Source organism: Thermocaproicibacter melissae (assembly GCF_024498295.1).
Taxonomy (GTDB): domain Bacteria; phylum Bacillota; class Clostridia; order Oscillospirales; family Acutalibacteraceae; genus Thermocaproicibacter; species Thermocaproicibacter melissae.
This window is the reverse complement of record NZ_CP101827.1, coordinates 500001-519787: the sequence shown is the minus strand read 5'-3', so window position 1 is coordinate 519787 and position 19787 is coordinate 500001. Positions and strand designations below refer to the sequence as shown.

Sequence of the window (19787 nt, the reverse complement as noted above, 5' to 3'; positions counted from 1 at the left end):
GGTGTTCCGATTCTTACTCGGTGAATTTGACCAGCTCTCGATTAAAAATCTCTTTTTGGTCGTAAAAAAGGAAATGCCCACACGCTTCAATCGGTACAAGCTTTGCACCGCTGATACCGTCCCGCTGAGCAATCGCCAGTTGGAACAAACATACTTCATCGTCAAGGCCATGTAAGATTAACGTTGGAACCTTGATGGATTTCATATCCTGAAACAGGCCTTCTTCCTTTATCCATGAGTTTGCAATGGCTATCGTCGCCCAGCTTGCAGCTTGCAAACCCAATTGGAATATCCAATCGGAGAAAGCATCCGTCACATATCGAAAAAATATTTTCTTGCCGAATTCACGAAGCATATTGGGTCGGTCATGATATGTATTCTGAATGATATCCAACACATCCTGCTTTTTTAATCCGTATGGAAAATATGGACGTTGAATAAGGCTAGGTGCTGCTGCCGCGAAAAGAGCGAGTTTTGACACGCCGTACCCGTTGTATCTGGCCATATAGCGGATGCAGATTGCGCCGCCGGTCGAATGGCCGCCAAGTGTAATATTCTTTAAACCCAGCGCATCGATTACAGATTTAATATCATCTGCGAGCGTGTCGTAATCGTAACCACTCCAAGGCTTATCGGACAATCCAAATCCCCGGCAATCGATGCCGATGCATCGATACCCCAATTTCGGCAATTCATTGAATTGGTATTCAAACAAATTATGATTTCCGGGCCAACCGTGAACGAATAATATGGTTTTATTTCCTTCCGGATTCAAATCTTCCACATAGATTTTTACATTCGATGCCGTTTTTACATAATAGCCCATCACAACACCCCCATAAATATCCCATACAGAGTATTCAATGGGCTGGTCTTGTATGCTATACCACCCTTTTCAACCATTCTCTATCATATTAAGCCGGCAGTATAACAGCTGCCGGCTTTTTCAATGAAAACAGGACTATTATTTTGACATCGCAAGGCATTTTTATTATGATAAGAATAAAATTTTCATATTTTTACGGTAAAATTGATTATCCCAATCTTTTCGATACTATATTAGGGCTAAAAAGGGAATCCTATCGAAAAAAAGAGAGGCTGTTTATGATGATTCTTCCCTTCGCGTTGTTCCTAGTCTGTGCGTCCATATTTGTGAACGGATGGACAGATGCTCCGAACGCAATCGCTACGGTAGTTTCCACAAAAGTCTTATCTGCGCGTACAGCCATCGCAATGGCTGCAGTCTTTAATCTGGTTGGCATTATGTGTTTCGGCTCGGCTGTTGCCAGTACCATTGCAAACTTGGTAAACGTCGGCACCGGATCTAATCCGCTGATTGTCATCTGTGCAGCACAGCTTTCTATTGTAATCTGGTCCGTATCAGCTTGGAAATTCGGCATACCGACCAGTGAAAGCCATGCGCTGATCGCCAGCCTGATGGGTGCCGGTATTGCCTACAGAGGCATTTCCGCATTTGAATGGGACCCATTCGCAAAAGTATTATGGGGAATTTTCATTTCAACTGTCGTCGGCTTCGCAGCCGCCTATCTTGTCACAAAGCTGGTTAGATTCCTTTTTCGCAACGTAAAAAGGGCCCGTGCCAACCGCATATTTTCCGTCGGGCAGATTGCATCTGCCGCACTGATGGCAACAAGCCACGGGGCGCAGGACGGTCAGAAATTCATGGGCGTTTTTGTCCTTGTCCTTTTGCTGGCAAAAGACCAGCCGGTTCCACAGACCGTTCATATTGATTTCTGGATTATGCTTCTTTGCTCACTGGTCATGGGTATCGGTACTTCGGTCGGCGGTTACCGAATTATCAAAACGATGGGCGTCGATATGGTGAAGCTGGAAAAATACCAGGGATTTTCAGCGGAGCTTGTCGCTTCTGTCTGTATGCTGGTTACGACCGTTCAGTCCGGCATCCCGCTCAGTACAACAAACACAAAAGGTTCTGCGATGATGGGCGCGGGGGCTTCCCGCAGGTTTTCTGACGTAAACTGGGGAATCGCAAAAGAAATGGTAGCCGCATGGGTACTTACGTTTCCTGCATGTATCATAATCGGATTTCTCATGACAAAATTGTTTGTCTTAATTTCAACCTTGTTTTGAAATACAGGAGCAATAGATTGGACGGTCCGATTTGATGTATATGATTGCATCAATTGAAGCCAGCTAAATCACATCGAAGAAGGGCAATACAGAAAAACAGGCTAAATTCGATAAGAATTTAGCCTGTTTCCATCATTTTTGGTTGCGGGGGTAGGATTTGAACCTACGACCTTCGGGTTATGAGCCCGACGAGCTACCGGACTGCTCCACCCCGCGATATTTCTTGCTTCTCTTCAACAGAGTGCTTTTTTAGGATAACACAGATAGTTAAGGAAGTCAATACTTTTTTCCAAAGTATTTATATTTTATCGTATTTTATTCAAATCATTCGCTAGTAAAATCGGTGTGCTTAGTTCGATTGTTACTTGTTCCCCATAAACGGCCTGCTTTCCACAAATGTTAGTCTTGGCATGGTAGTGAAACTTTTCTTATAGAGAGAATTCTTAAATTTAGCACTCTTTTAATTAGAGTGCTAAATTTAACAGTTTAGTAATAATTATTTTACAATTTATTCATAATTTCCGGATAAACTAAAGGTGCAAAAAGGAACGAAGAGTTCCAGAAATAAAAAACTTGATTGGGAGGTTTTGATATGTTTGATTTGATTCCTTTTGAGCGCAGAAGTGCAAGCCTTTTTGATGCATTTGATCGTATGTTTGACGAAGCCTTTTTCGGACTGGAAAAACAATTCGCTCCCTGCCGCACCGACATTATTGACCAAGGCGACAAATATGTGCTAAAGGCCGACATGCCCGGCTTCCGCAAAGAAGATATAAAAATCAGCATTCAAGGTGATCAACTGAACATCTCAGCAGAACGCAACGAAGACACCAGCGAGCAAGACAATAGAGGCAATTATGTACGTCGTGAAAGAAGGTACAATGCACTGAGCCGTAGCTTCGGGCTGGACGGAATTGATTCCAGCAGAATCTCTGCTAGTTATGAAAACGGCGTCCTGACGCTTGAACTTCCGAAGTTGAAAGAGGCTCTTCCTGAAGCTAAAACCATCGAAATCAAATAACCACGAAAAGGGCATCCGTGTTATGCGGATGCCCTTTTTTCTATGCAAATTATTCCCTTGGCTCGAACTCTTCTTTTCCGGCGCCGCACAGCGGGCATGTCCAGTCATCCGGTAAGTCTTCAAACTTTGTACCAGGTGCAATTCCGTTTTCGGGATCTCCCTCTTCCGGGTCATAAACATAACCGCAGACACTGCAGACATATTTTTGCATAACGTAACCTCCTTTTCATTTTGTGCAGATAAGAATATCACAATTTTTCTAACATGTAAATACTATTTCAAAAAGTTGAAATAAATTACTTCATTTCACCCAAACTTCACATTTTCTTGACCTTATCCGGCCTGTATAGATATAATATTTTCTTGAATGATAACAGAGAGGTGAGCGCCATGAGTCCACTGGTTCCTGAAGTTGATAAATGTGACTGCACGGTGATACATGAGGATATTGTGAAAAAAGTTCGTGAGAATATGCCCGATGAAGAATCCTTGATGGACCTTGCCGACCTTTTCAAAGTGTTCGCCGATTCAACGCGCGTAAAAATCCTCTGTGCGTTGTCTCTTTCCGAAATGTGTGTTTGCGATATCGCGTCGCTGCTCGGAATGACAAATTCGGCAATTTCGCATCAGCTCCGTATTCTGAAACAATCGAAGCTAATCAAAAACCGCCGTGAAGGAAAAGTTGTTTACTATTCGCTTGGCGACGAGCACGTCAACAATATTTTCTCACAGGGACTTTCGCATGTTTCCGAATAACATTCCGATAAGCAGAAGCGGCCGGGGACGCATCCCGGCCGCTTTTCTATTTATTTCTCGGAAAGCGCACTGCGTTTTGCACGCAGCCTTTGCATAAACTTGACCAATTCAACAATCGGAATGACCAGGAACGCCAGCAGCATTGCGGTAAAGTATTCGTCTGCGGAGATTTTTTCAAACCCAAACAGATTTGAAAGCGCAGGAATGAAAATCACCGCAGAAGTCAGCAACAGCGAGCCGGCCATTGCACCAATCAAAACCAGGTTCTTCGATTTGATGGTAAAGATGGAATCCCGCTGGGAACGCATGTTGAAAGAATGGAACATCTCCGCCATCGACATGGTAAGGAATGCCATAGTCATGCCGTCAGGGCTGTTTGTAAACGCCCAGACGCCCGCTTCCATAAAATGGCCGATGAAATACGCTGCAAGGGTTATGCAGGCAATCAGAACGCCTTGGTAAGCAATATCAAAGCCAACCCCTCCGGCAAAGATTCCTTCTTTCGGGTTTCTCGGCCTGCGTTTCATCAGGTCTGCCTCTTTATCTTCCATTCCGAGCGCCAGCGCTGGGATACTGTCTGTAATTAGGTTAATCCACAGCAGATGAACCGGTTTCAGAATGGTGAAACCAAGAAGCATAGAAACAAAGACCGCAAAGACTTCGCTGAGGTTGGAGGAAAGCAGAAACTGAATGGTTTTTCGGATGTTGTCATAGATTCTGCGCCCTTCTTCGACCGCTGCAACAATGGTCGAGAAATTATCATCCGCAAGGACCATATCCGCTACATTCTTGGTAACATCCGTACCGGTAATTCCCATACCGACTCCGATATCGGCATTTTTGATTGCCGGAGCATCGTTCACACCGTCCCCCGTCATGGCCGTAACCATTCCGCGGCTCTTCCATGCGTTGACGATTCGCACCTTGTGTTCCGGTTGGACTCGAGCATACACCGAATAATTCTCGACTGTTTTCTTTAATTCGTCGTCGCTGATTTCATCCAGCTCCGAGCCTGTAATCGCCTGAGATTCGTCGGAAAGAATTCCGAGCTGCGCCGCAATCGCCGCAGCCGTGTCTTTATGGTCGCCGGTAATCATATTGACACGGATACCGGCATCTCTGCACTCACGAACAGCGGCGGCGGCATCCGGACGAACGGGGTCAATCATTCCCACAAGTCCCAGAAACACCATTCCCTGCTCCAGTTCCTCCGTATCGTTGGTTTGAGGAATTTCGGCATGGTTTTTGTAGGCAGCGCCCAATACGCGCAGCGCTTGATGGGCCATACGGGAATTTTCATTCGCAATTTTGCTACGGAGTTCGTCAGTAATCGGAACTTCAGAGCCATTTACCAGCACCGATGTGCAGCGGCTCAAGATGACGTCAGGCGCGCCTTTGGTGTATTGCACATATCCATTCTCGGCCTTGTGAATCGTCGTCATCATCTTTCTGACGGAATCGAACGGAGCCTCTTTTACGCGCGGATATTTTCGCTCGAGGTCATACTTTTTCAAAGAGAGGGAATCCGCGTAGGCTACCAGCGCATTTTCCGTCGGTTCGCCTTTGATTTCTCCGTTTGGCTCCAAAATCGCATCGCTGCAGAGGGCCAACGCAGTGGCAAGTTTTTCCTTATCGTCTCCGTAATGCTCGACCACAGTCATCTTGTTCTGTGTGAGGGTTCCGGTTTTATCGGAACAAATCACCTGTGCACAGCCAAGCGTCTCCACTGCCGTGAGCTTTCGGATAATTGCATTGCGCTTCGACATGTTTGTAACCCCGATGGAGAGGACGACCGTAACAACCGCGGCAAGGCCTTCCGGAATCGCTGCGACAGCCAAACTCACGGCAACCATGAAGGTGTTGAGGACAATATCTCTGGTGATATTCCCCGCCCTCAGAAGGCTGAAAGCAAACATGAACACGCAAATGCCTACAACAAGATAAGTAAGCACTTTACTGAGCTGAGAAAGCTTTATTTGAAGCGGGGTAAGGCTCTGCTTCGCCTTCGTCAGTGCATCGGCGATTTTGCCCATTTCGGTATTCATTCCCGTCGCTACCACAACCGCTTTTCCGCGTCCGTAGACGACGGCACTCCCCATATAGGCCATGTTCTTTCTGTCGCCTAACGGGATTTCTTTTGCGCCATGAAGCGAAAGCGCATCCGAGGTTTTCTCCACCGGCACAGATTCGCCCGTCAGCGCCGATTCCTGCGTTTTTAAGTCAGCGCTTTCGATGATTCGGCAGTCGGCCGGTACGGAATCGCCCGCTTCAAGGACGACGACGTCCCCGACTACAAGGTCTTCGCTTTTCACCTGCACGAGTGTGCCATCGCGTAGGACTTTGGAAGTGGCTGCCGCCATTTCCTGTAGTGCGTCTATTGCCTTCTCTGCTTTATGTTCCTGATAAACGCCGAGCACGGCATTGATTATGACAACGGCCAGAATGATAAAAACATCTGCGAAAGATTCGTTTGCATAAGCAGATGTGACCGCAGAAATAACAGCAGCTGCGATTAATATAATCGTCATCGGTTCGCCGAGCTGCTGGAAGAAGCGTTTGATAAGAGAATCCTTCGGCGGCTCAGCCAGTTTGTTCTTGCCGGATTCTTCCAGCCTCTTCCGTGCTTGCAGTTCCGTGATACCTTCCGGCCTGCTGCCGACTGCTTTAAGCACCTCTTTTGTACTTTCGAGATGATACTTCATAAATGAACCCCTCTCTGTGAAAAACGAAAAGACCCATGCAGCGGCCTTTATGTAACCGTGCATGAGTCTCGTTAATTAAGGCAAGCCAGACTCCATTGGAGCCATGTATGTTGGCTTGACGCATATGCTTGCAGCATATGCAAACTACTCCCTCAGTTGTATTTATTATATCAAATAGCTTTTTCGGTTGTCAAGAATTGCCTTGTGGGACAGGGCATAATGCCGGATTATTAACCTTCTGAGGTTGATCCGAACATTTCATCATGGCCCGGCGGCTGATGATCAAGTGCAGGAGCATCGCATCCTGTGCTTCAGCTTGATCATGTGCAGCGATAGCATCTGCAATGTCTCGGTGAATCATGAATGCATCTTCAAGAGATTTGTTCCTAGCCATTTTCGCCGCACTCTCGACGGTGCGGTTAATGACTGAGGTAAGCCGCGGAGCGACCAGATTATTACTGCTTCTTGCAATAGCTTGGTGAAAACTGATATCTGCTTCCGTGAAATCTTCACCGGCTCTGAATTTCTTTTCCGCTTCTTCGCAAAGCCGATAAATTTCCCGTATGTCGCTTGCGGTTGCGTTACGGGCTGCCATTGCGGTAATAGCCGGTTCAACAAGAATGCGAATTTGAAGTAAGTCATAAACGAGTTTTGGGTTATCACCAAGCAGAACAAGCCCCAGCGGGTCATCACTCATTCCCATTCGGCTCGATATGTAAGTGCCCGAGCCCTGCCTCACTTCAATAATATTCCTTGAAACAAGCAGCTTCATTGCTTCACGGACCGAGCTGCGGCCCGCATTCAGTTTTTCAGAAAGAATTGTTTCATTTGGGAGCTTTTCTCCCGGCTGCATATGTTTGCTTACAATATATGCCAAAATGTCATCCGCCAATTTCTGTGGTAGATTCTGTGCTGGTTTGCCCATTCTGGAAGCACCTCAATTAGCACTCGATTATTTTCCAATTAATACCTAATTGATTATAAATTGAGACACTACAATTGTCAAATTCTTGACAAGTTTTTGTTAATCGAGTTTTCTGAGAACCGAAAAAATGATGGGATGAAACGGTGCTAAGCCGTCAAATACAAAGCGGTTATTGTCGACGGATTTTTCGCCGCAGTCAATGACTGCCGTTCTCTCGTGCAGTTTCTCTGCAAAATTCAAAATCGCTTTCGACACATGTTTCGGCAGTGCTTTTTGGATTTCCCCGGCGCTCTTTGAAATCAGATCCACATAAGCATGGATGAGAATTTCGACTGCAAGAGACATTTCCGAAATCGCAAGCGGCTTTTGGAAAGCTTCTTGATACCGCTGCAAGATATAGTTTGCCAATTCAACGGAACCATTTCCGGGTTGAGCCAGAAAATCCATCAGAGCTTCGTCAGTCGTTATTCTTGCCCAATGCTCCTGAAGTTCGATAGAAATGTTGTGAAAGCCCGTATCCAGCATATCTTTCCCGCCTTTTCACTTTCGATAACCTATTTCTTTTTTCGTCCTAGCATCTTTTGATAGCTCCACACATGCCGAATTGTCTTAAACCATAATTTTCAAAACAGTATTAAAAAATCCGCTCAGCCCTAGAGCCAAGCGGATTTTTAATGGAGCTGCTAACGCGATTCGAACGCGTGACCTCGTCCTTACCAAGGACGTGCTCTGCCAACTGAGCCATAGCAGCAACAATGGCGACTCGGATCGGGATCGAACCGACGACCTCTAGCGTGACAGGCTAGCGTTCTAACCAGCTGAACTACCGAGCCAAATGTTTTGGAATCAGCGGCAACGCTGATTATTATACTGTTTTTTAATCGAATTGTCAACGCTTTTCTTGGAAAAACACAAAATTCGTTCTATTTCTCCCTATGCCGCAATAAAAATCAAAGTGCAATTTCATTGCAAATTCCGTATCAAAACAATTTGTGACAGAAATGGCAAACACCTGGCGGTATAATGTAACACGCACGACAGGAGCGATGCGGAATGAAGCAAACAGTTTACATTGACGTTCTGATGGCGGTCAATTTCTTCCTGAACTATTTCCTTCTTCTCGCCTGCGCAAAGTTCCTTTCGTTGACCTTTAAGCGTTCTAGGCTGGCAATCGCTTCTGCAGTCGGAGCTGTCTTTTCGTTTTGCGTGCTTCTCCCGGAGTACCCCGCCGCTCTTTCCCTCACCATAAAATTTCTCATGTCCGTTATCATCGTTCTTTGTGCTTTCGGCTTCGGGGGAATTAAGCGCACCATTCGGAATACGCTTGCCTTTTATGTCATAAGTTTCGCCTTCGCGGGGGCAATGATTGCTGTATGGTATTTCTTGGCTCCCCAAGGACTAATTATCCGCAATTCAATCGTATATTTCAATATATCACCGATTCTTCTGATTGTTCTTGCCGCAGGTTGCTATGTGGTTCTCACTCTCATCGGGCGGATTACCGGACGGCGTGCCCCAAAAGAGCTTTTCTGCCGTATCACCGTGCAGTACCACGGGATTTCATGCGGGTGCAATGCACGCGTAGACACCGGGAACTCGCTTCGGGAGCCGTTTTCCAACTATCCCGTCGTGGTGATTGAACAAAGCACCATTCAGCGGCTGATTCCGCCGGAGGGCGACTTGAACTTTCGGCTTGTTCCGTTTGAGGTTGTCGGCGGCTCAGGCGTTCTGAAAGCGTTCCGCCCCGACCGGCTTACCATCCATTATAATGACCGAATCATTCAGGTTTCAAATGTTTACATAGCGGTTTCTCCTACAAGACTTGGAAGTTACGAAGCTTTGTTGAATCCTGACCTTCTGCAGACATCCGGCTAAATCTCGCCGCAGCTGGATGGAAAGATATTGCCGAACGGCACGGCAAAGGGAATGAGGAATATGAAAAAGTCAGAGCGGATACGGGAATGGTTCGCTGAATTCTGCTGCAGGCTCATCAGGCGGATTCCTGGGCACGGAATCTACTACATCAACGGTCCGGAGACACTTCCTCCACCGCTGACAAAAGTTGAAGAGGAACAGGTGATGCAGAATATTCTCAACAATGTTCCGAATGCAAGGGAACCTCTCATCACCCACAATCTTCGGCTCGTAGTCTACATTGCAAAAAAGTTTGAATCTCCTTCCGCAAACGTGGAAGATCTCATCTCCATCGGTACAATTGGCCTAATTAAGGCCGTTAACACATTCCAGCCTGAGCGCAACATCAAGCTGGCTACATACGCATCACGCTGCATTGAAAATGAAATCCTTATGTATCTGCGAAAGGCATCGCAGCTCAAAAACGAAGTATCCATTGACGACCCACTCAATGTCGACTGGGACGGCAACGAGCTTCTTCTCTCCGACATTCTCGGCAGCGACCAAAATGAAATCAACCTAGACCTTGAAGATGAAGTCGAGCAAAATCTTCTGCGCAATGCAGTTGCTCATCTTGCGCCGCGGGAAAGAGAAATCATGCAGCTCCGGTTTGGGCTAAACTGCAACCGTGAACACACCCAGAAAGAGGTTGCCGATACGCTCGGAATCTCCCAGTCTTACATATCACGGCTGGAAAAGCGGATTATTGAACGCTTGAAAAAGGAACTGGAGCGCGTCAGTTGAGCGCTATTTCGTGTATTGGAGTAAAACTCGGTAGGCTTCCAACAGCTTGTCATAAGTATAAAACCTGCAGTTTGCCGGGCTTGTGGACGGAAGTGCAACCGCCTCAACCCCTGTTCTCGGCAGGCAAAGTTTTCGGTACAGCGATGCTGCTTTCGCGCCGGTGGTAAAAACCGCTTGAATCGCTGTTTTCTTCAGGAGTCCCGCAATATCATTCGGAACGGGATCACGGATGCTCGCATCATCTGCCCCGTCAATTTTGCAACTATGCAGCACATCCCACAAGGCAATCTGATGTCGAAGCAAAAGTGCAGCCTTTTCTTCGTTTGTCTGTGGGAGCGGCTCATGGTACAAATCAGAAAGAATACGCCAAAAGCGGTTCTGCGGATGGGAATAATAAAACCCGTATTCCCGGGATTTTGGTGAAGGCATTGTGCCAAGCACCAAAACCCGGGAATTTTTATCGTATACCGGTTCAAGCGGATGAACGATTGTTCCCCTCAATGAATTCGCCCTTCCTTTTGAAGAAGCATGAGAAGCTCCTGTTTTGAATTTGCGCATTTCCCATCCAGTACCACATTCAAAAGGTACTGCAAGGTCTTTCCGACAGCTTTGCCTTCCGGAATACCGGCCTTTATCAGATCCTCGCCATTCACCGCGAGATCTTTGAGCTGAAAGCATTGCCGCTGTTCTATGATGCGCTGAAGTACGCTCGGCACCTCTGCAAGAGATTCTAAGTAAGTATCCTTGTCGGTTCCTTTGCCTTTTGCATCGGCTTCTTCCACTTTGAGGAGCAGACGCAGGTTCTGCTCGCCGAGAACATTCAATCTCTTGCGCAGAGAGCGCTCTTGCGGCAAAAGCGGAAGGTCATGATTGCTTACTAGTGTGAGCACCGTGTTCTCTGTCTTTTTATCAAACCGCAAACGCTTTAGAATCTGTTTGGCCAGTTCGGCACTTTTTTTAGGATGGCCATAGAAATGGCCAACGCCGTCAGCGCTTTGCGTAAAGCACATCGGTTTGCCAAGGTCATGCAGAAACATGGTAAGCCGCAGCACCGGTTCCGGCTCCACAGTCTCAATGCTGTGAATCGTATGTTCCCATACATCGTAGCGGTGATGAGGGTTCTTCTGGTCAAAATCAAACGCCGGCCGGATTTCCGGAATAAATTGAGCAATTACTTCTCGGTAGTTTCGCAAATTTTCCGCAGCGCTCTTGCCGCAGAGGAGCTTAACGAACTCCACACGCACACGCTCCGAAGCGATTCTGTCGATTAATCCTCGGTTCCTGACGGCACTTTCTGCCGTGTTCTTTTCGAGAGAAAAGCCCAGCGTTGAAGCAAAGCGCAGTGCCCGCAAAATGCGCAGCCCATCTTCCTTGTAACGCTTGTCCGGGTCACCGACGCAGCGGATAATTTTCCGATTCAGGTCTTCCCTGCCGCCGAAGCAATCCACGAGGCCGGTTTGGGGCCGATATGCCATGGCATTCACTGTAAAGTCGCGGCGAGCCAAATCTTCCTCGAGCTTGCCCGTAAAACTTACAAAATCCGGATGCCGACCGTCCGAATAGGCGCCGTCAACCCGAAATGTTGTTACCTCAACAGGCAAATTTCCGCTCAATATCGTAACCGTGCCATGTTTCAGGCCGGTTTTCAAAACACGCCTGTCGGCAAAAATGCGCATCGTTTCCTCAGGGTGCGCAGATGTTGTTACATCCCAATCGTTCGGGACACGGCCGAGCAAAACATCCCGGACGCAGCCTCCTACGGCATAAGCCTCATATCCATTTTCCGCAAACCGATTCAAAATGTCTTCGACTTCCTGCGGAATGGGAAAGTGCATAAAACTTCCTCTCTTTCAACTGAATTGTGTCGAAAAGATAAAACTTTATTTCATCGCATCCCCGAATGATAAATCTCCCTTATGGCAATAATGACAGCAGGACCTTAACATAAGGGGATGCGCAATATGCAATATAACAAAGTAGAAATCTGCGGCGTTAATACATCGAAACTCAAAGTCTTGACGGAAAAAGAAAAGATGGAGCTTTTGCGCAAAGCCAGAGAAGGTGACACTCAGGCCAGAGACGAACTGATTAAAGGGAATCTTCGGCTTGTTCTCAGCGTGATTCAACGCTTTACAAACAGGGGTGAAAACCTCGACGACCTGTTTCAGGTTGGCTGCATCGGGTTAATTAAGGCCATTGACCACTTTGACATCAACCAGGGGGTTCGTTTTTCCACATACGGCGTACCAATGATTATCGGAGAAATCCGCCGCTACCTGCGTGACAACAACAGCATTCGTGTGAGCCGTTCGCTTCGCGACACCGCCTACAAAGCCATGCAGGTGAAAGAAAAAATGCTTGCGACAAACAACCGTGAGCCGACCGTAGAGGAAATCGCCAAAGAACTCAACATTCCGCGCGAAGAAGTTGTGGTCGCGCTGGAATCCGTCGTAGAGCCGGTTTCTCTCTATGAACCGGTGTTTTCCGACGACGGTGATACAATTTATGTGATGGACCAAGTCGGCGACAAAAACGACGACAGCAACTGGCTCGATGAAATCGCCTTAAAAGAGGCAATTCAGAATCTGAACCCACGTGAGAAAAAAATACTCTCTATGCGTTATTTCCAAGGAAAAACACAAATGGAGGTAGCCTCGGAAATCGGAATCAGCCAAGCCCAGGTTTCTCGCCTCGAAAAGGCGGCACTCGACCGAATCAAGAAAGAAATTTGACAGTTTCATTATACCCCAATTTCCTATTTCCAGGCGAAATTATTTTGTTCTGTCAAGTTTACCCGAATCGCCCCATATAATTGAGGGGGTGATTCGGGTGAACTGCAGGATTGAGGATATGCGCCATAAAGAAGTTATCAATATCAAAGACGGTGCTCGTCTGGGGGCCGTCTCTGACCTCGAAATAGACACGACAAACGCACGGGTCTCGGCAATTGTCATTTACGGGAGGCTGCGCTGGTTCGGGCTGCTCGGGCGCGAAGACGATATTGTAATTCGCTGGCAGGATATTCAGGTAATCGGCGACGATACCATTCTTGTCAACTACAACAGCCCCATTCGCACCAAAGGACCGCCGCGCGGACTGGGAGCTTTGCTGGGATACTACAAATAATTCTTTCCGTCCATATCGAGCGGACTCATACTTAAGTGTTTCTTGTTTTCCCTTTCCGGCAAAGATTATGTGCTGCAAATGCCGCGGAGTGTTCCGGTCTTCCAAATGGAATGCACCTGCTTCATGCGAAATGGTACAGGTGCATTCCATAAATTCAGTTTTCTTTTACGGACAAACTGTGTACCAAGCAAACGCAACGCACAGAGAATTTCATGTGGATAAACCGGAGCGAATGATATTCGCTCTGCTTATTTTCTGCGCCGCAAATACAACGTCAAACCACTTTACGAAACTTTCGATACTTGGCAAACGCAAGCCGGATGGGGTATAATGAAATTTGCAACTGGGCTTACCAAATGGTTTGCCCTTTTAATTTCTAGAACAGGACAAAGGTGAAAAGATTGGATTTCCAGACTAGTTTTACTACACATGCGAATACGTTTTTACAGAAGAACGGCGGCAATCATGCCGCCGTGTTTTTCCGCGGTTTTGGATGCAGACAAATTGAAGCAATTCTTAAATTTGACGGCGCAGTGCCGCATTATGGTATCCTGAACCCAGACGGCACATTGAATATTTTGAAATTAGACAGCAAAAAAGCCGAAATTGCAGATTTCCTCCTGACCGGCAGCGGCCTTCGGGTGGGCATCTATGAACAATTGCTCGCCGCCCTTTCCGCTGTACCGGATTTTGTTACACGATATGCAGGGAAAATTATTATCGCTGAAAATAACCTCTTTGCAAAGAAATATCCGGCTGTAATACCAGCAGAGGACGCCAATGCGCTTTATCGCTATTTTCAGGGAAACGGCAAACTGCCGGATGAGCTTGCCGTTTTTCTGAATTATTACGGCGGTGTGGATTCCATTGACGAGAATCACTTTTTTACGTTTCCGCTCTCTCGCGACTTGAAAGCGGATTCCGAAGTACTTCCGCTGTTTCCGGAGCGGGAATGCAGCTTTGCGGAAGGAAGTCCGTCGGAAACGAGCATCACAGTTTCGGGCAATTCCTTCTTGGCCCTGAAAGCAGACCTGCTGGATGGAACAATGCCCGCTGTAACGGACTTCACGCTTGCTTCACGAAAAGAACCGCAAGAATACTCCTTCCCCGCATTTGCGGCAATCATGGACGAACTCGGTGTTCCGTGCAAACTATATTCTTACTCCGAATTCAACCAAAGGGACTGTGCTTCTGCGGATTTGCTTCTGCCGCTTCTTCGCAGACACTGGGGTGCAGATGCTGATTTCCGCAATCTCGAATTTTATGCTGGGACTGATGAAACATCGCAGGACACCGTAACCATTTCGCAGGGCGAAATCGTCGCGCAGATTGTCCATCAATGTGAAGCCGCAATGGAGAAGGGTCGTGACTACCACGACTTATTCATTACCGCACCGACGGGCGCGGGAAAATCGCTGCTTTTCCAGCTGCCCGCTCTTCATCTTGCAGAACAGTATAACAAAATTACCATCGTCATCACCCCGCTGATTGCATTGATGAAAGATCAAGTGAATCAGCTTGAAACCGAGCGCGGCATTAACTGCGCAACCTACATCAACTCGACGCTCTCTTACGAAGAACGCGAGAAGCGCATTGCGCAAATCCATTCCGGCGAAAAATCTATTGTGTATTTGGCACCGGAACTGCTTGTAAACGCTAAGCTGGAAACCATCACCGGCGGCAGACCGCTGGGTCTGTTCGTAATCGACGAAGCACACATCGTTACTTCATGGGGTAAAGATTTCCGTGCAGATTACTGGTACCTCGGTGATTTTCTGAAACATATGAGGCAGCAGGGCGCCCGCTTTCCTGTCTTGTGCTTAACGGCAACGGCCATTTACGGCGGCGCAGAAGACGTTGTCAACGAGACAATCTCCAGTCTGTTCCTCAGCGACCCGCTGATTTACCTTGGCAGCGTACGGCGCAGCAATATTGAGTTCGATATCCGCCATGTTCCGGTGAAAAGCGTTACCGGCGGTGTGGAAGCCTTTAAGGTGAAAAGGGCTGCCGAAATCATCAAGTCCTATGTGGAGAAGGGCGAAAAATCGCTCGTATATTGCCCGTTTACCACGCAGGTAGACGATATTTACACGGCTTTGGACCCGGCAATCCGGCAAAAAGTCAAGAAATATTACGGCACGCTGGACAAACAGACCCGCGACGAAGCGCAGAACAGCTTCCGCCGAGGCGAATGTACGGTTATGATCTGCACAAAAGCATTCGGCATGGGCATTGACGTGAAAGATATCCGGAATATCTATCATTTTGCGCCTACCGGAAGTCTGGCGGACTATGTTCAGGAAGTCGGCCGTGCAGCACGCGAAACTGGTTCCGTTGGGAATGCTTCCGCAGACTATCTGCCTACCGACATTCGCTACGTCAGAACGCTTTACAGCATCTCCGAAATGAAACAGTATCAGCTTCGCGAAATGCTGCGCAAAATCCTTTCCATCTCGAAAAGAGAAGGACAGAACAGCTTCTATCTTTCTCCCGATGCGTTTCAATATCTGTTCAGCAACCGAGAACTTGAAAACAAGGTCAAGAACGGCCTTCTTCTATTGGAAAAGGACCTCGAACAAAAAGCTGGCTACCCGCTTCTTACAGTACGGCCGCAATCCATCCTGACGGAAAGCTACGTCAATGTGCCGCGTTCTTATGTTAAGCAGTTCGACCAGGATTTTGGGCAGGAAGTCACCCATCTGGACGATGTGACAAAACGAATTCTGCCATCGCGAAACAAGCGTTACGAATCCGACACGACAGTCATCAACAGCGGAGAAATCTATAAGTTGAATATGCTTTCTATTTGGGAAAAGCATTTTCAGGGCATGAGTTATTCCCAATTCAATCACAAATTTTTCACGGGTGAATTGTTCCCTTCCACAACAATGGAGCGTTTTTCACCTCGTATCCATATTCGCGCTGATTATAAATATCCGTTCCCAGAACTTTTGGAAAGGCTGAAAGAAACCTGCACAACCATTGCCTCAGTTTTCCGAAACGCAAAAACACGGGGCGAAACGTTTACCGTAGAAGATTTCAAAAAATGGCTTGTAGAAGCCTTCGGAGAAAGGTTTGAACGCGAAGACTTTGCCGGGTTGATTCTGGACCTTTTCGTGGCAGATCTCTCGCGCAATGTTGGGTTCCGCGCCAACAGCGATCGGCAGAAATTCATCACTTCCCGAAAATCCCCGTCAGGAACAATGGTTTACCGCGTGATGAATACCGGTTACCTCAGCATGCCGAATTATTTCGTACAGCTAGCCTCGCAATGCCCGCCCGATGAAAACAATGTTTACCAAGCATATATTCCTTTGGGCAAGCCCAATAAACAGCCGGAACGGCTGCGTTTGTTCTCTTTCCTGGAATTGTTCGGGTTAGCCTCCTACCAGGTCCGCGGAAGCCAGAACATGGAGATATTTATTCGCATCAACGACATGCAGAAACTTGCCGAGATGAATGTGGATAAATACTCAAACGGCGTTCTAACGGACATCAAACGCAGACATAAGGTGGCACAGGAGATTATGATGAGCTTTATGTCCCGGGATTTGACGAGCGAGCAGCGCTGGAAAGTAATTGAAGATTATTTTTTGGGGCATGAAGAAGCTGTTCGAGCCGCTCTAAAAAGCAGCGACGATTCCGATATTTCCTCTTTATTGGAATCAATCGCTGCAACTCCATCCAAAAAATCAAAATAATACAGAAAAAACAGGCTGCCGGTTATCGGCAGCCTGTTCGTTTTTCGCTATGAGAGATTATCCTCCCACCATTCAAATGAAATGCTCGCTTCCCCTTCCAAGGCGGAGGGATCCGTTATCGAAACATAAATCAAAAAGGAACTGCACGGAGGAATAATGATTTTTCCGTTTTCCTCATCCACCAAAGTTTCTCCTGCTACACCGCTGCGGGAGAATACTTCTACTCCTTCGTCCGGCTCATGATAGACATTGGAGGCTTGCTGAATAAATGCACGGGAAATCGGAACCGGACGAATCGAAAGATTAGCCGGTGTGATAAAATCCGAATTACTGGAATTCCCCGAAGGATTGGCATCCAGCCAGCACTGCACGCGGAACGGGCTTTCGGAAACAGTTGACACCGACCATGTGTCGAGATACAAATTAACACCGGAAAGACGGGGATTGCAAAGTCTTGCCCACGCACTGGTGCCAGCGCTCAGTGTCAGGCCCTCGGCCAAACCTAGGAAATATCTTCCGCGCATTGATTCATACAATTCAATCGGAATCTCAACCGTTCTTCCCAGCTGGTTCCGGAAACCTGAGTTTGTCATAGAGTCCCTTCCTCCGGTTCAGCGGATATCCTTGCGTGATTTTCCCAAGGATATTCTTCCGCTCATATTCGTCAGTTAAATGATATGAGCAGAATTCAGGGTTTATGACAGTGGTTCATGGTGGAAACTGAAAACTACATAGAAAAGCGCCGATACACGAATCCGGAAATTGTAAATCGGCACTGTAAGCATCTACTTATAATCCGTAAATCGCGTTTTGTCGTTCCACATAGTTTCAAATTCTGCCTCAAAATCCTTTGCAGCAGTTTCATCTCGCAGAATGACAAACACTTCGTCGTTCGTCTTTTCAGCCGCCTTTGTGTAGTTAAAGCTGCCGGTTGTTGCGACTTTATCATCAACGATTGTTACTTTTAAATGCATTAAACCGGAATGTGTGTTTTCCTTAACCGGTATGCCTGCCTGAACGAGTTTCTTCAACAGTGCTTTCTGAGACTTTCCTGTCGCCTGTTCCTGATCCGTTATCACTCGGACTGTAACGCCCCTCTGATGTGCCTGTATCATTGCGTCGCCGATTTTTGTGTCTGTGAAGCTGTAAATGGCAACGTCAAGCGTTTTGTCGGCTGAATTTATGACGGATATCAGTTGGGACTGAACATCTTGGCCGGCACGCGGGAAATAATACTCCACTTTTGCCGTATCGGTGCCGGTACTCACATTCGCCGTCAGCGCGCTGAGCGCATCCGAAACAATCCCTGTTTTCGGGAGCTGAATATCTTGGCCGAACGCCATTATGACCGCTACAGCTGCTAATGCTGCAATCGTCGTAAAAATGCCGACTCTTCTTCTGTGGAACATGATTTCCTCCATTGATGATTGATTAGCTCCAGTATAACAAACAGCACAGCAAATGGCAATCCTGCAGCCTCTGCGCCGGATACGCGACATAAAAAAATTGAAATTCTCTGCGTTTTTTTATTGACAAATCGCCCTGTGGGATGATATAATATCAACGTTGTCTCCGAAAAAAAGACAAAATAAAAAAGCCATTTGCGCGAGTGCTGGAATTGGCAGACAGGCACGTTTGAGGGGCGTGTGTTGTATAACGTACGAGTTCAAGTCTCGTCTCGCGCACCAATCTTATTCCCGCATGAATACTGAAAAAACTCGGTGTTCATGCGGGTTTTCTTATATATTCATTAAAAACAGTTCTTAATAATCGGAATACAAAAGAACATTGGCTCTATGTCAATAGTTGGGGTAACCCAAAATGGAAACACGGGATGGAGCGGCACTAAGCTGCTCCATTTTTCGTTGAAACATGGAACATGTGAAGAATGCGATTACGAAAGCGGGTAAAATTATGATAACCGTAGGCATTGCGTTTGAGTACCTTAATCTTGTTGTTAACCCCTTCGGTAAAACCATTGGTGTAAGGGCAATCAAACGAATTTAGAATACCTTTTGACCAGCGCACCATGGTATTTCCACAAGCAACAAATCTTGAAAGGCCACTGTTTTGTGCGGTCATAATCCAATGGGATAGCGCTGTCCGTGCGGACTGACTGTCGGAGGAATCAAGAACTTTGAAAAACTGTTCTTTAAGAGAGTAGGCTGTCAGCAAACGGCTGCTTGCATAAAGCATGATATTAACCTGTTGTTTTTGCTCCGGAGTGAGAAATTCATATCGTTTGTTCAGCAAGGTTCGAGAGCGCTTAAAGTAAATTCTTCGGGTCTTGCTAAACCTTTTCTGTTCTTCCTTGCGAATAGCTTCAAAAGCCCAAAATACCTGACGAATGTAATGATATTTGTCAATGACATAAATGGAATTTTTAAAATATGTCTGAGCAATACTAGCATATGTACTCCACATATCGCTGACAAAATACTTGGTTTGAGAACGGTCGATCCGGCTAAAATATTCTGTCAGCTTGTGGTTGTAACGAGCAGGAAGAATATCAAGGATTCGGTGCCGGACCGGATCGGTCAGAATGCATTGATATTTCTCATTGTTTGTATTGCCTTTAAACTCATCAATTGATACAACTTCGGGTAATTGCTGCGGCTTTCCATAGTTGATACAATCAAAAATCCGGATTATGGTTGAAACCGAAAGATTTACTTCTCGTGCTACACTGGTAAAGGAACGTACGTCGGAAAGCTTTGAAATGATATACGCGGCTAATCGATTTGTCATGCGGTGATATCTTGGCAGAAACGAGTTATGTTCAAAGA

The 19787-nt window shown here is 46.8% G+C and carries 18 protein-coding genes and 4 tRNA genes (1 of these 22 only partly in view); 9 read left to right on the top strand and 13 right to left on the bottom strand.

What is annotated here, in order from left to right:
- Positions 1–13 precede the first annotated feature (13 nt).
- A complete protein-coding gene (locus NOG13_RS02605; RefSeq protein WP_283110737.1) occupies positions 14–826 on the bottom strand; it encodes an alpha/beta fold hydrolase in 813 nt (270 codons plus the stop codon).
- A gap of 278 nt (positions 827–1104) precedes the next feature.
- Between NOG13_RS02605 and NOG13_RS02600 the strand changes: the two genes are divergently transcribed.
- The gene (locus tag NOG13_RS02600) at positions 1105–2112 is read left to right on the top strand and encodes an inorganic phosphate transporter (RefSeq protein ID WP_283110736.1); all 1008 of its coding nucleotides are present in this window, start codon (positions 1105–1107) and stop codon (positions 2110–2112) included.
- A gap of 139 nt (positions 2113–2251) precedes the next feature.
- Here NOG13_RS02600 and NOG13_RS02595 read toward each other — a convergent pair.
- Positions 2252–2328 (bottom strand) — tRNA-Met (locus tag NOG13_RS02595).
- Positions 2329–2704: 376 nt separating this feature from the next.
- Between NOG13_RS02595 and NOG13_RS02590 the strand changes: the two genes are divergently transcribed.
- Positions 2705–3133 (top strand): Hsp20/alpha crystallin family protein, encoded by a 429-nt coding sequence (locus tag NOG13_RS02590; protein WP_283110735.1) that lies wholly within the window; start codon positions 2705–2707, stop codon positions 3131–3133.
- Between the two features lie 49 nt (positions 3134–3182).
- On the opposite strand, the gene rd is transcribed toward NOG13_RS02590, so the two are convergent.
- Positions 3183–3344: a rubredoxin gene (gene rd, locus NOG13_RS02585; RefSeq protein WP_283110734.1), complete on the bottom strand. Its 162-nt coding sequence runs from the start codon at positions 3342–3344 to the stop codon at positions 3183–3185.
- A gap of 179 nt (positions 3345–3523) precedes the next feature.
- Between rd and NOG13_RS02580 the strand changes: the two genes are divergently transcribed.
- Positions 3524–3889, top strand: coding sequence for an ArsR/SmtB family transcription factor (locus NOG13_RS02580; RefSeq protein ID WP_283110733.1), 366 nt, complete (start codon positions 3524–3526; stop codon positions 3887–3889).
- Between the two features lie 50 nt (positions 3890–3939).
- On the opposite strand, the gene NOG13_RS02575 is transcribed toward NOG13_RS02580, so the two are convergent.
- From NOG13_RS02575 to NOG13_RS02555, 5 genes are all read right to left on the bottom strand, one after another.
- Positions 3940–6591: a cation-translocating P-type ATPase gene (locus tag NOG13_RS02575; RefSeq protein ID WP_283110732.1), complete on the bottom strand. Its 2652-nt coding sequence runs from the start codon at positions 6589–6591 to the stop codon at positions 3940–3942.
- Positions 6592–6781: 190 nt separating this feature from the next.
- Positions 6782–7516, bottom strand: a complete 735-nt coding sequence (locus NOG13_RS02570) for a FadR/GntR family transcriptional regulator (protein WP_283110731.1) — start codon at positions 7514–7516, stop codon at positions 6782–6784.
- A gap of 99 nt (positions 7517–7615) precedes the next feature.
- A complete protein-coding gene (locus NOG13_RS02565; protein WP_283110730.1) occupies positions 7616–8041 on the bottom strand; it encodes a hypothetical protein in 426 nt (141 codons plus the stop codon).
- Positions 8042–8191: 150 nt separating this feature from the next.
- Positions 8192–8267 (bottom strand) — tRNA-Thr (locus NOG13_RS02560).
- A 5-nt stretch (positions 8268–8272) separates the two neighbouring features.
- Positions 8273–8349, bottom strand: a tRNA-Asp gene (locus NOG13_RS02555).
- 220 nt (positions 8350–8569) lie between these two features.
- Between NOG13_RS02555 and NOG13_RS02550 the strand changes: the two genes are divergently transcribed.
- Together NOG13_RS02550 and sigE are read left to right on the top strand one after the other, a co-directional pair.
- Positions 8570–9391: a sigma-E processing peptidase SpoIIGA gene (locus NOG13_RS02550; RefSeq protein WP_283110729.1), complete on the top strand. Its 822-nt coding sequence runs from the start codon at positions 8570–8572 to the stop codon at positions 9389–9391.
- 60 nt (positions 9392–9451) lie between these two features.
- Positions 9452–10174: an RNA polymerase sporulation sigma factor SigE gene (sigE, locus tag NOG13_RS02545; RefSeq protein ID WP_283110728.1), complete on the top strand. Its 723-nt coding sequence runs from the start codon at positions 9452–9454 to the stop codon at positions 10172–10174.
- A 3-nt stretch (positions 10175–10177) separates the two neighbouring features.
- On the opposite strand, the gene NOG13_RS02540 is transcribed toward sigE, so the two are convergent.
- On the bottom strand, positions 10178–10732 hold the full coding sequence (locus NOG13_RS02540; protein WP_346347663.1) for a DNA-deoxyinosine glycosylase: 555 nt from the start codon (positions 10730–10732) through the stop codon (positions 10178–10180).
- The gene (locus tag NOG13_RS02535) at positions 10672–12009 is read right to left on the bottom strand and encodes a CCA tRNA nucleotidyltransferase (protein ID WP_283110726.1); all 1338 of its coding nucleotides are present in this window, start codon (positions 12007–12009) and stop codon (positions 10672–10674) included. The genes NOG13_RS02540 and NOG13_RS02535 overlap by 61 nt, the downstream gene beginning before the upstream one ends.
- 126 nt (positions 12010–12135) lie before the next feature.
- Between NOG13_RS02535 and sigG the strand changes: the two genes are divergently transcribed.
- From sigG to NOG13_RS02520, 3 genes are all read left to right on the top strand, one after another.
- A complete protein-coding gene (gene sigG, locus NOG13_RS02530; protein WP_283110725.1) occupies positions 12136–12906 on the top strand; it encodes an RNA polymerase sporulation sigma factor SigG in 771 nt (256 codons plus the stop codon).
- 97 nt (positions 12907–13003) lie between these two features.
- The gene (locus NOG13_RS02525; protein WP_283110724.1) at positions 13004–13300 is read left to right on the top strand and encodes a YlmC/YmxH family sporulation protein; all 297 of its coding nucleotides are present in this window, start codon (positions 13004–13006) and stop codon (positions 13298–13300) included.
- Positions 13301–13701: 401 nt separating this feature from the next.
- The gene (locus NOG13_RS02520) at positions 13702–17001 is read left to right on the top strand and encodes a helicase-related protein (RefSeq protein WP_283110723.1); all 3300 of its coding nucleotides are present in this window, start codon (positions 13702–13704) and stop codon (positions 16999–17001) included.
- 47 nt (positions 17002–17048) lie between these two features.
- Here NOG13_RS02520 and NOG13_RS02515 read toward each other — a convergent pair whose 3' ends face one another.
- Both NOG13_RS02515 and NOG13_RS02510 read right to left on the bottom strand, forming a co-directional pair.
- Positions 17049–17594 (bottom strand): DUF6143 family protein, encoded by a 546-nt coding sequence (locus NOG13_RS02515; protein ID WP_283110722.1) that lies wholly within the window; start codon positions 17592–17594, stop codon positions 17049–17051.
- 192 nt (positions 17595–17786) lie between these two features.
- The gene (locus NOG13_RS02510; RefSeq protein ID WP_283110721.1) at positions 17787–18410 is read right to left on the bottom strand and encodes a phospholipase D family nuclease; all 624 of its coding nucleotides are present in this window, start codon (positions 18408–18410) and stop codon (positions 17787–17789) included.
- A gap of 194 nt (positions 18411–18604) precedes the next feature.
- Here NOG13_RS02510 and NOG13_RS02505 point away from each other — a divergent pair.
- Positions 18605–18689 (top strand) — tRNA-Leu (locus NOG13_RS02505).
- 157 nt (positions 18690–18846) lie between these two features.
- On the opposite strand, the gene NOG13_RS02500 is transcribed toward NOG13_RS02505, so the two are convergent.
- On the bottom strand, positions 18847–19787 hold the 3' portion of the coding sequence (locus NOG13_RS02500; protein WP_283110037.1) for an ISL3 family transposase. 259 nt of this gene lie beyond the right edge of the window; only the last 941 of its 1200 coding nucleotides appear in the window; the start codon falls outside the window, past its right edge — the gene reads right to left on this strand; the stop codon is at positions 18847–18849.

What these genes read in the sequence shown, in the direction of transcription:
- NOG13_RS02575 (WP_283110732.1), bottom strand. Translation starts at nt 6,591, where the DNA reads ATGAAGTATCATCTCGAAAGTACAAAAGAGGTGCTTAAAGCAGTCGGC.
- NOG13_RS02510 (WP_283110721.1), bottom strand. Translation starts at nt 18,410, where the DNA reads ATGTTCCACAGAAGAAGAGTCGGCATTTTTACGACGATTGCAGCATTA.
- rd (WP_283110734.1), bottom strand. Translation starts at nt 3,344, where the DNA reads ATGCAAAAATATGTCTGCAGTGTCTGCGGTTATGTTTATGACCCGGAA.
- NOG13_RS02590 (WP_283110735.1), top strand. Translation starts at nt 2,705, where the DNA reads ATGTTTGATTTGATTCCTTTTGAGCGCAGAAGTGCAAGCCTTTTTGAT.
- NOG13_RS02600 (WP_283110736.1), top strand. Translation starts at nt 1,105, where the DNA reads ATGATGATTCTTCCCTTCGCGTTGTTCCTAGTCTGTGCGTCCATATTT.
- NOG13_RS02565 (WP_283110730.1), bottom strand. Translation starts at nt 8,041, where the DNA reads ATGCTGGATACGGGCTTTCACAACATTTCTATCGAACTTCAGGAGCAT.
- NOG13_RS02535 (WP_283110726.1), bottom strand. Translation starts at nt 12,009, where the DNA reads ATGCACTTTCCCATTCCGCAGGAAGTCGAAGACATTTTGAATCGGTTT.
- NOG13_RS02605 (WP_283110737.1), bottom strand. Translation starts at nt 826, where the DNA reads ATGGGCTATTATGTAAAAACGGCATCGAATGTAAAAATCTATGTGGAA.
- NOG13_RS02570 (WP_283110731.1), bottom strand. Translation starts at nt 7,516, where the DNA reads ATGGGCAAACCAGCACAGAATCTACCACAGAAATTGGCGGATGACATT.
- NOG13_RS02550 (WP_283110729.1), top strand. Translation starts at nt 8,570, where the DNA reads ATGAAGCAAACAGTTTACATTGACGTTCTGATGGCGGTCAATTTCTTC.
- sigG (WP_283110725.1), top strand. Translation starts at nt 12,136, where the DNA reads ATGCAATATAACAAAGTAGAAATCTGCGGCGTTAATACATCGAAACTC.
- NOG13_RS02540 (WP_346347663.1), bottom strand. Translation starts at nt 10,732, where the DNA reads ATGCGCAAATTCAAAACAGGAGCTTCTCATGCTTCTTCAAAAGGAAGG.
- NOG13_RS02515 (WP_283110722.1), bottom strand. Translation starts at nt 17,594, where the DNA reads ATGACAAACTCAGGTTTCCGGAACCAGCTGGGAAGAACGGTTGAGATT.
- NOG13_RS02580 (WP_283110733.1), top strand. Translation starts at nt 3,524, where the DNA reads ATGAGTCCACTGGTTCCTGAAGTTGATAAATGTGACTGCACGGTGATA.
- sigE (WP_283110728.1), top strand. Translation starts at nt 9,452, where the DNA reads ATGAAAAAGTCAGAGCGGATACGGGAATGGTTCGCTGAATTCTGCTGC.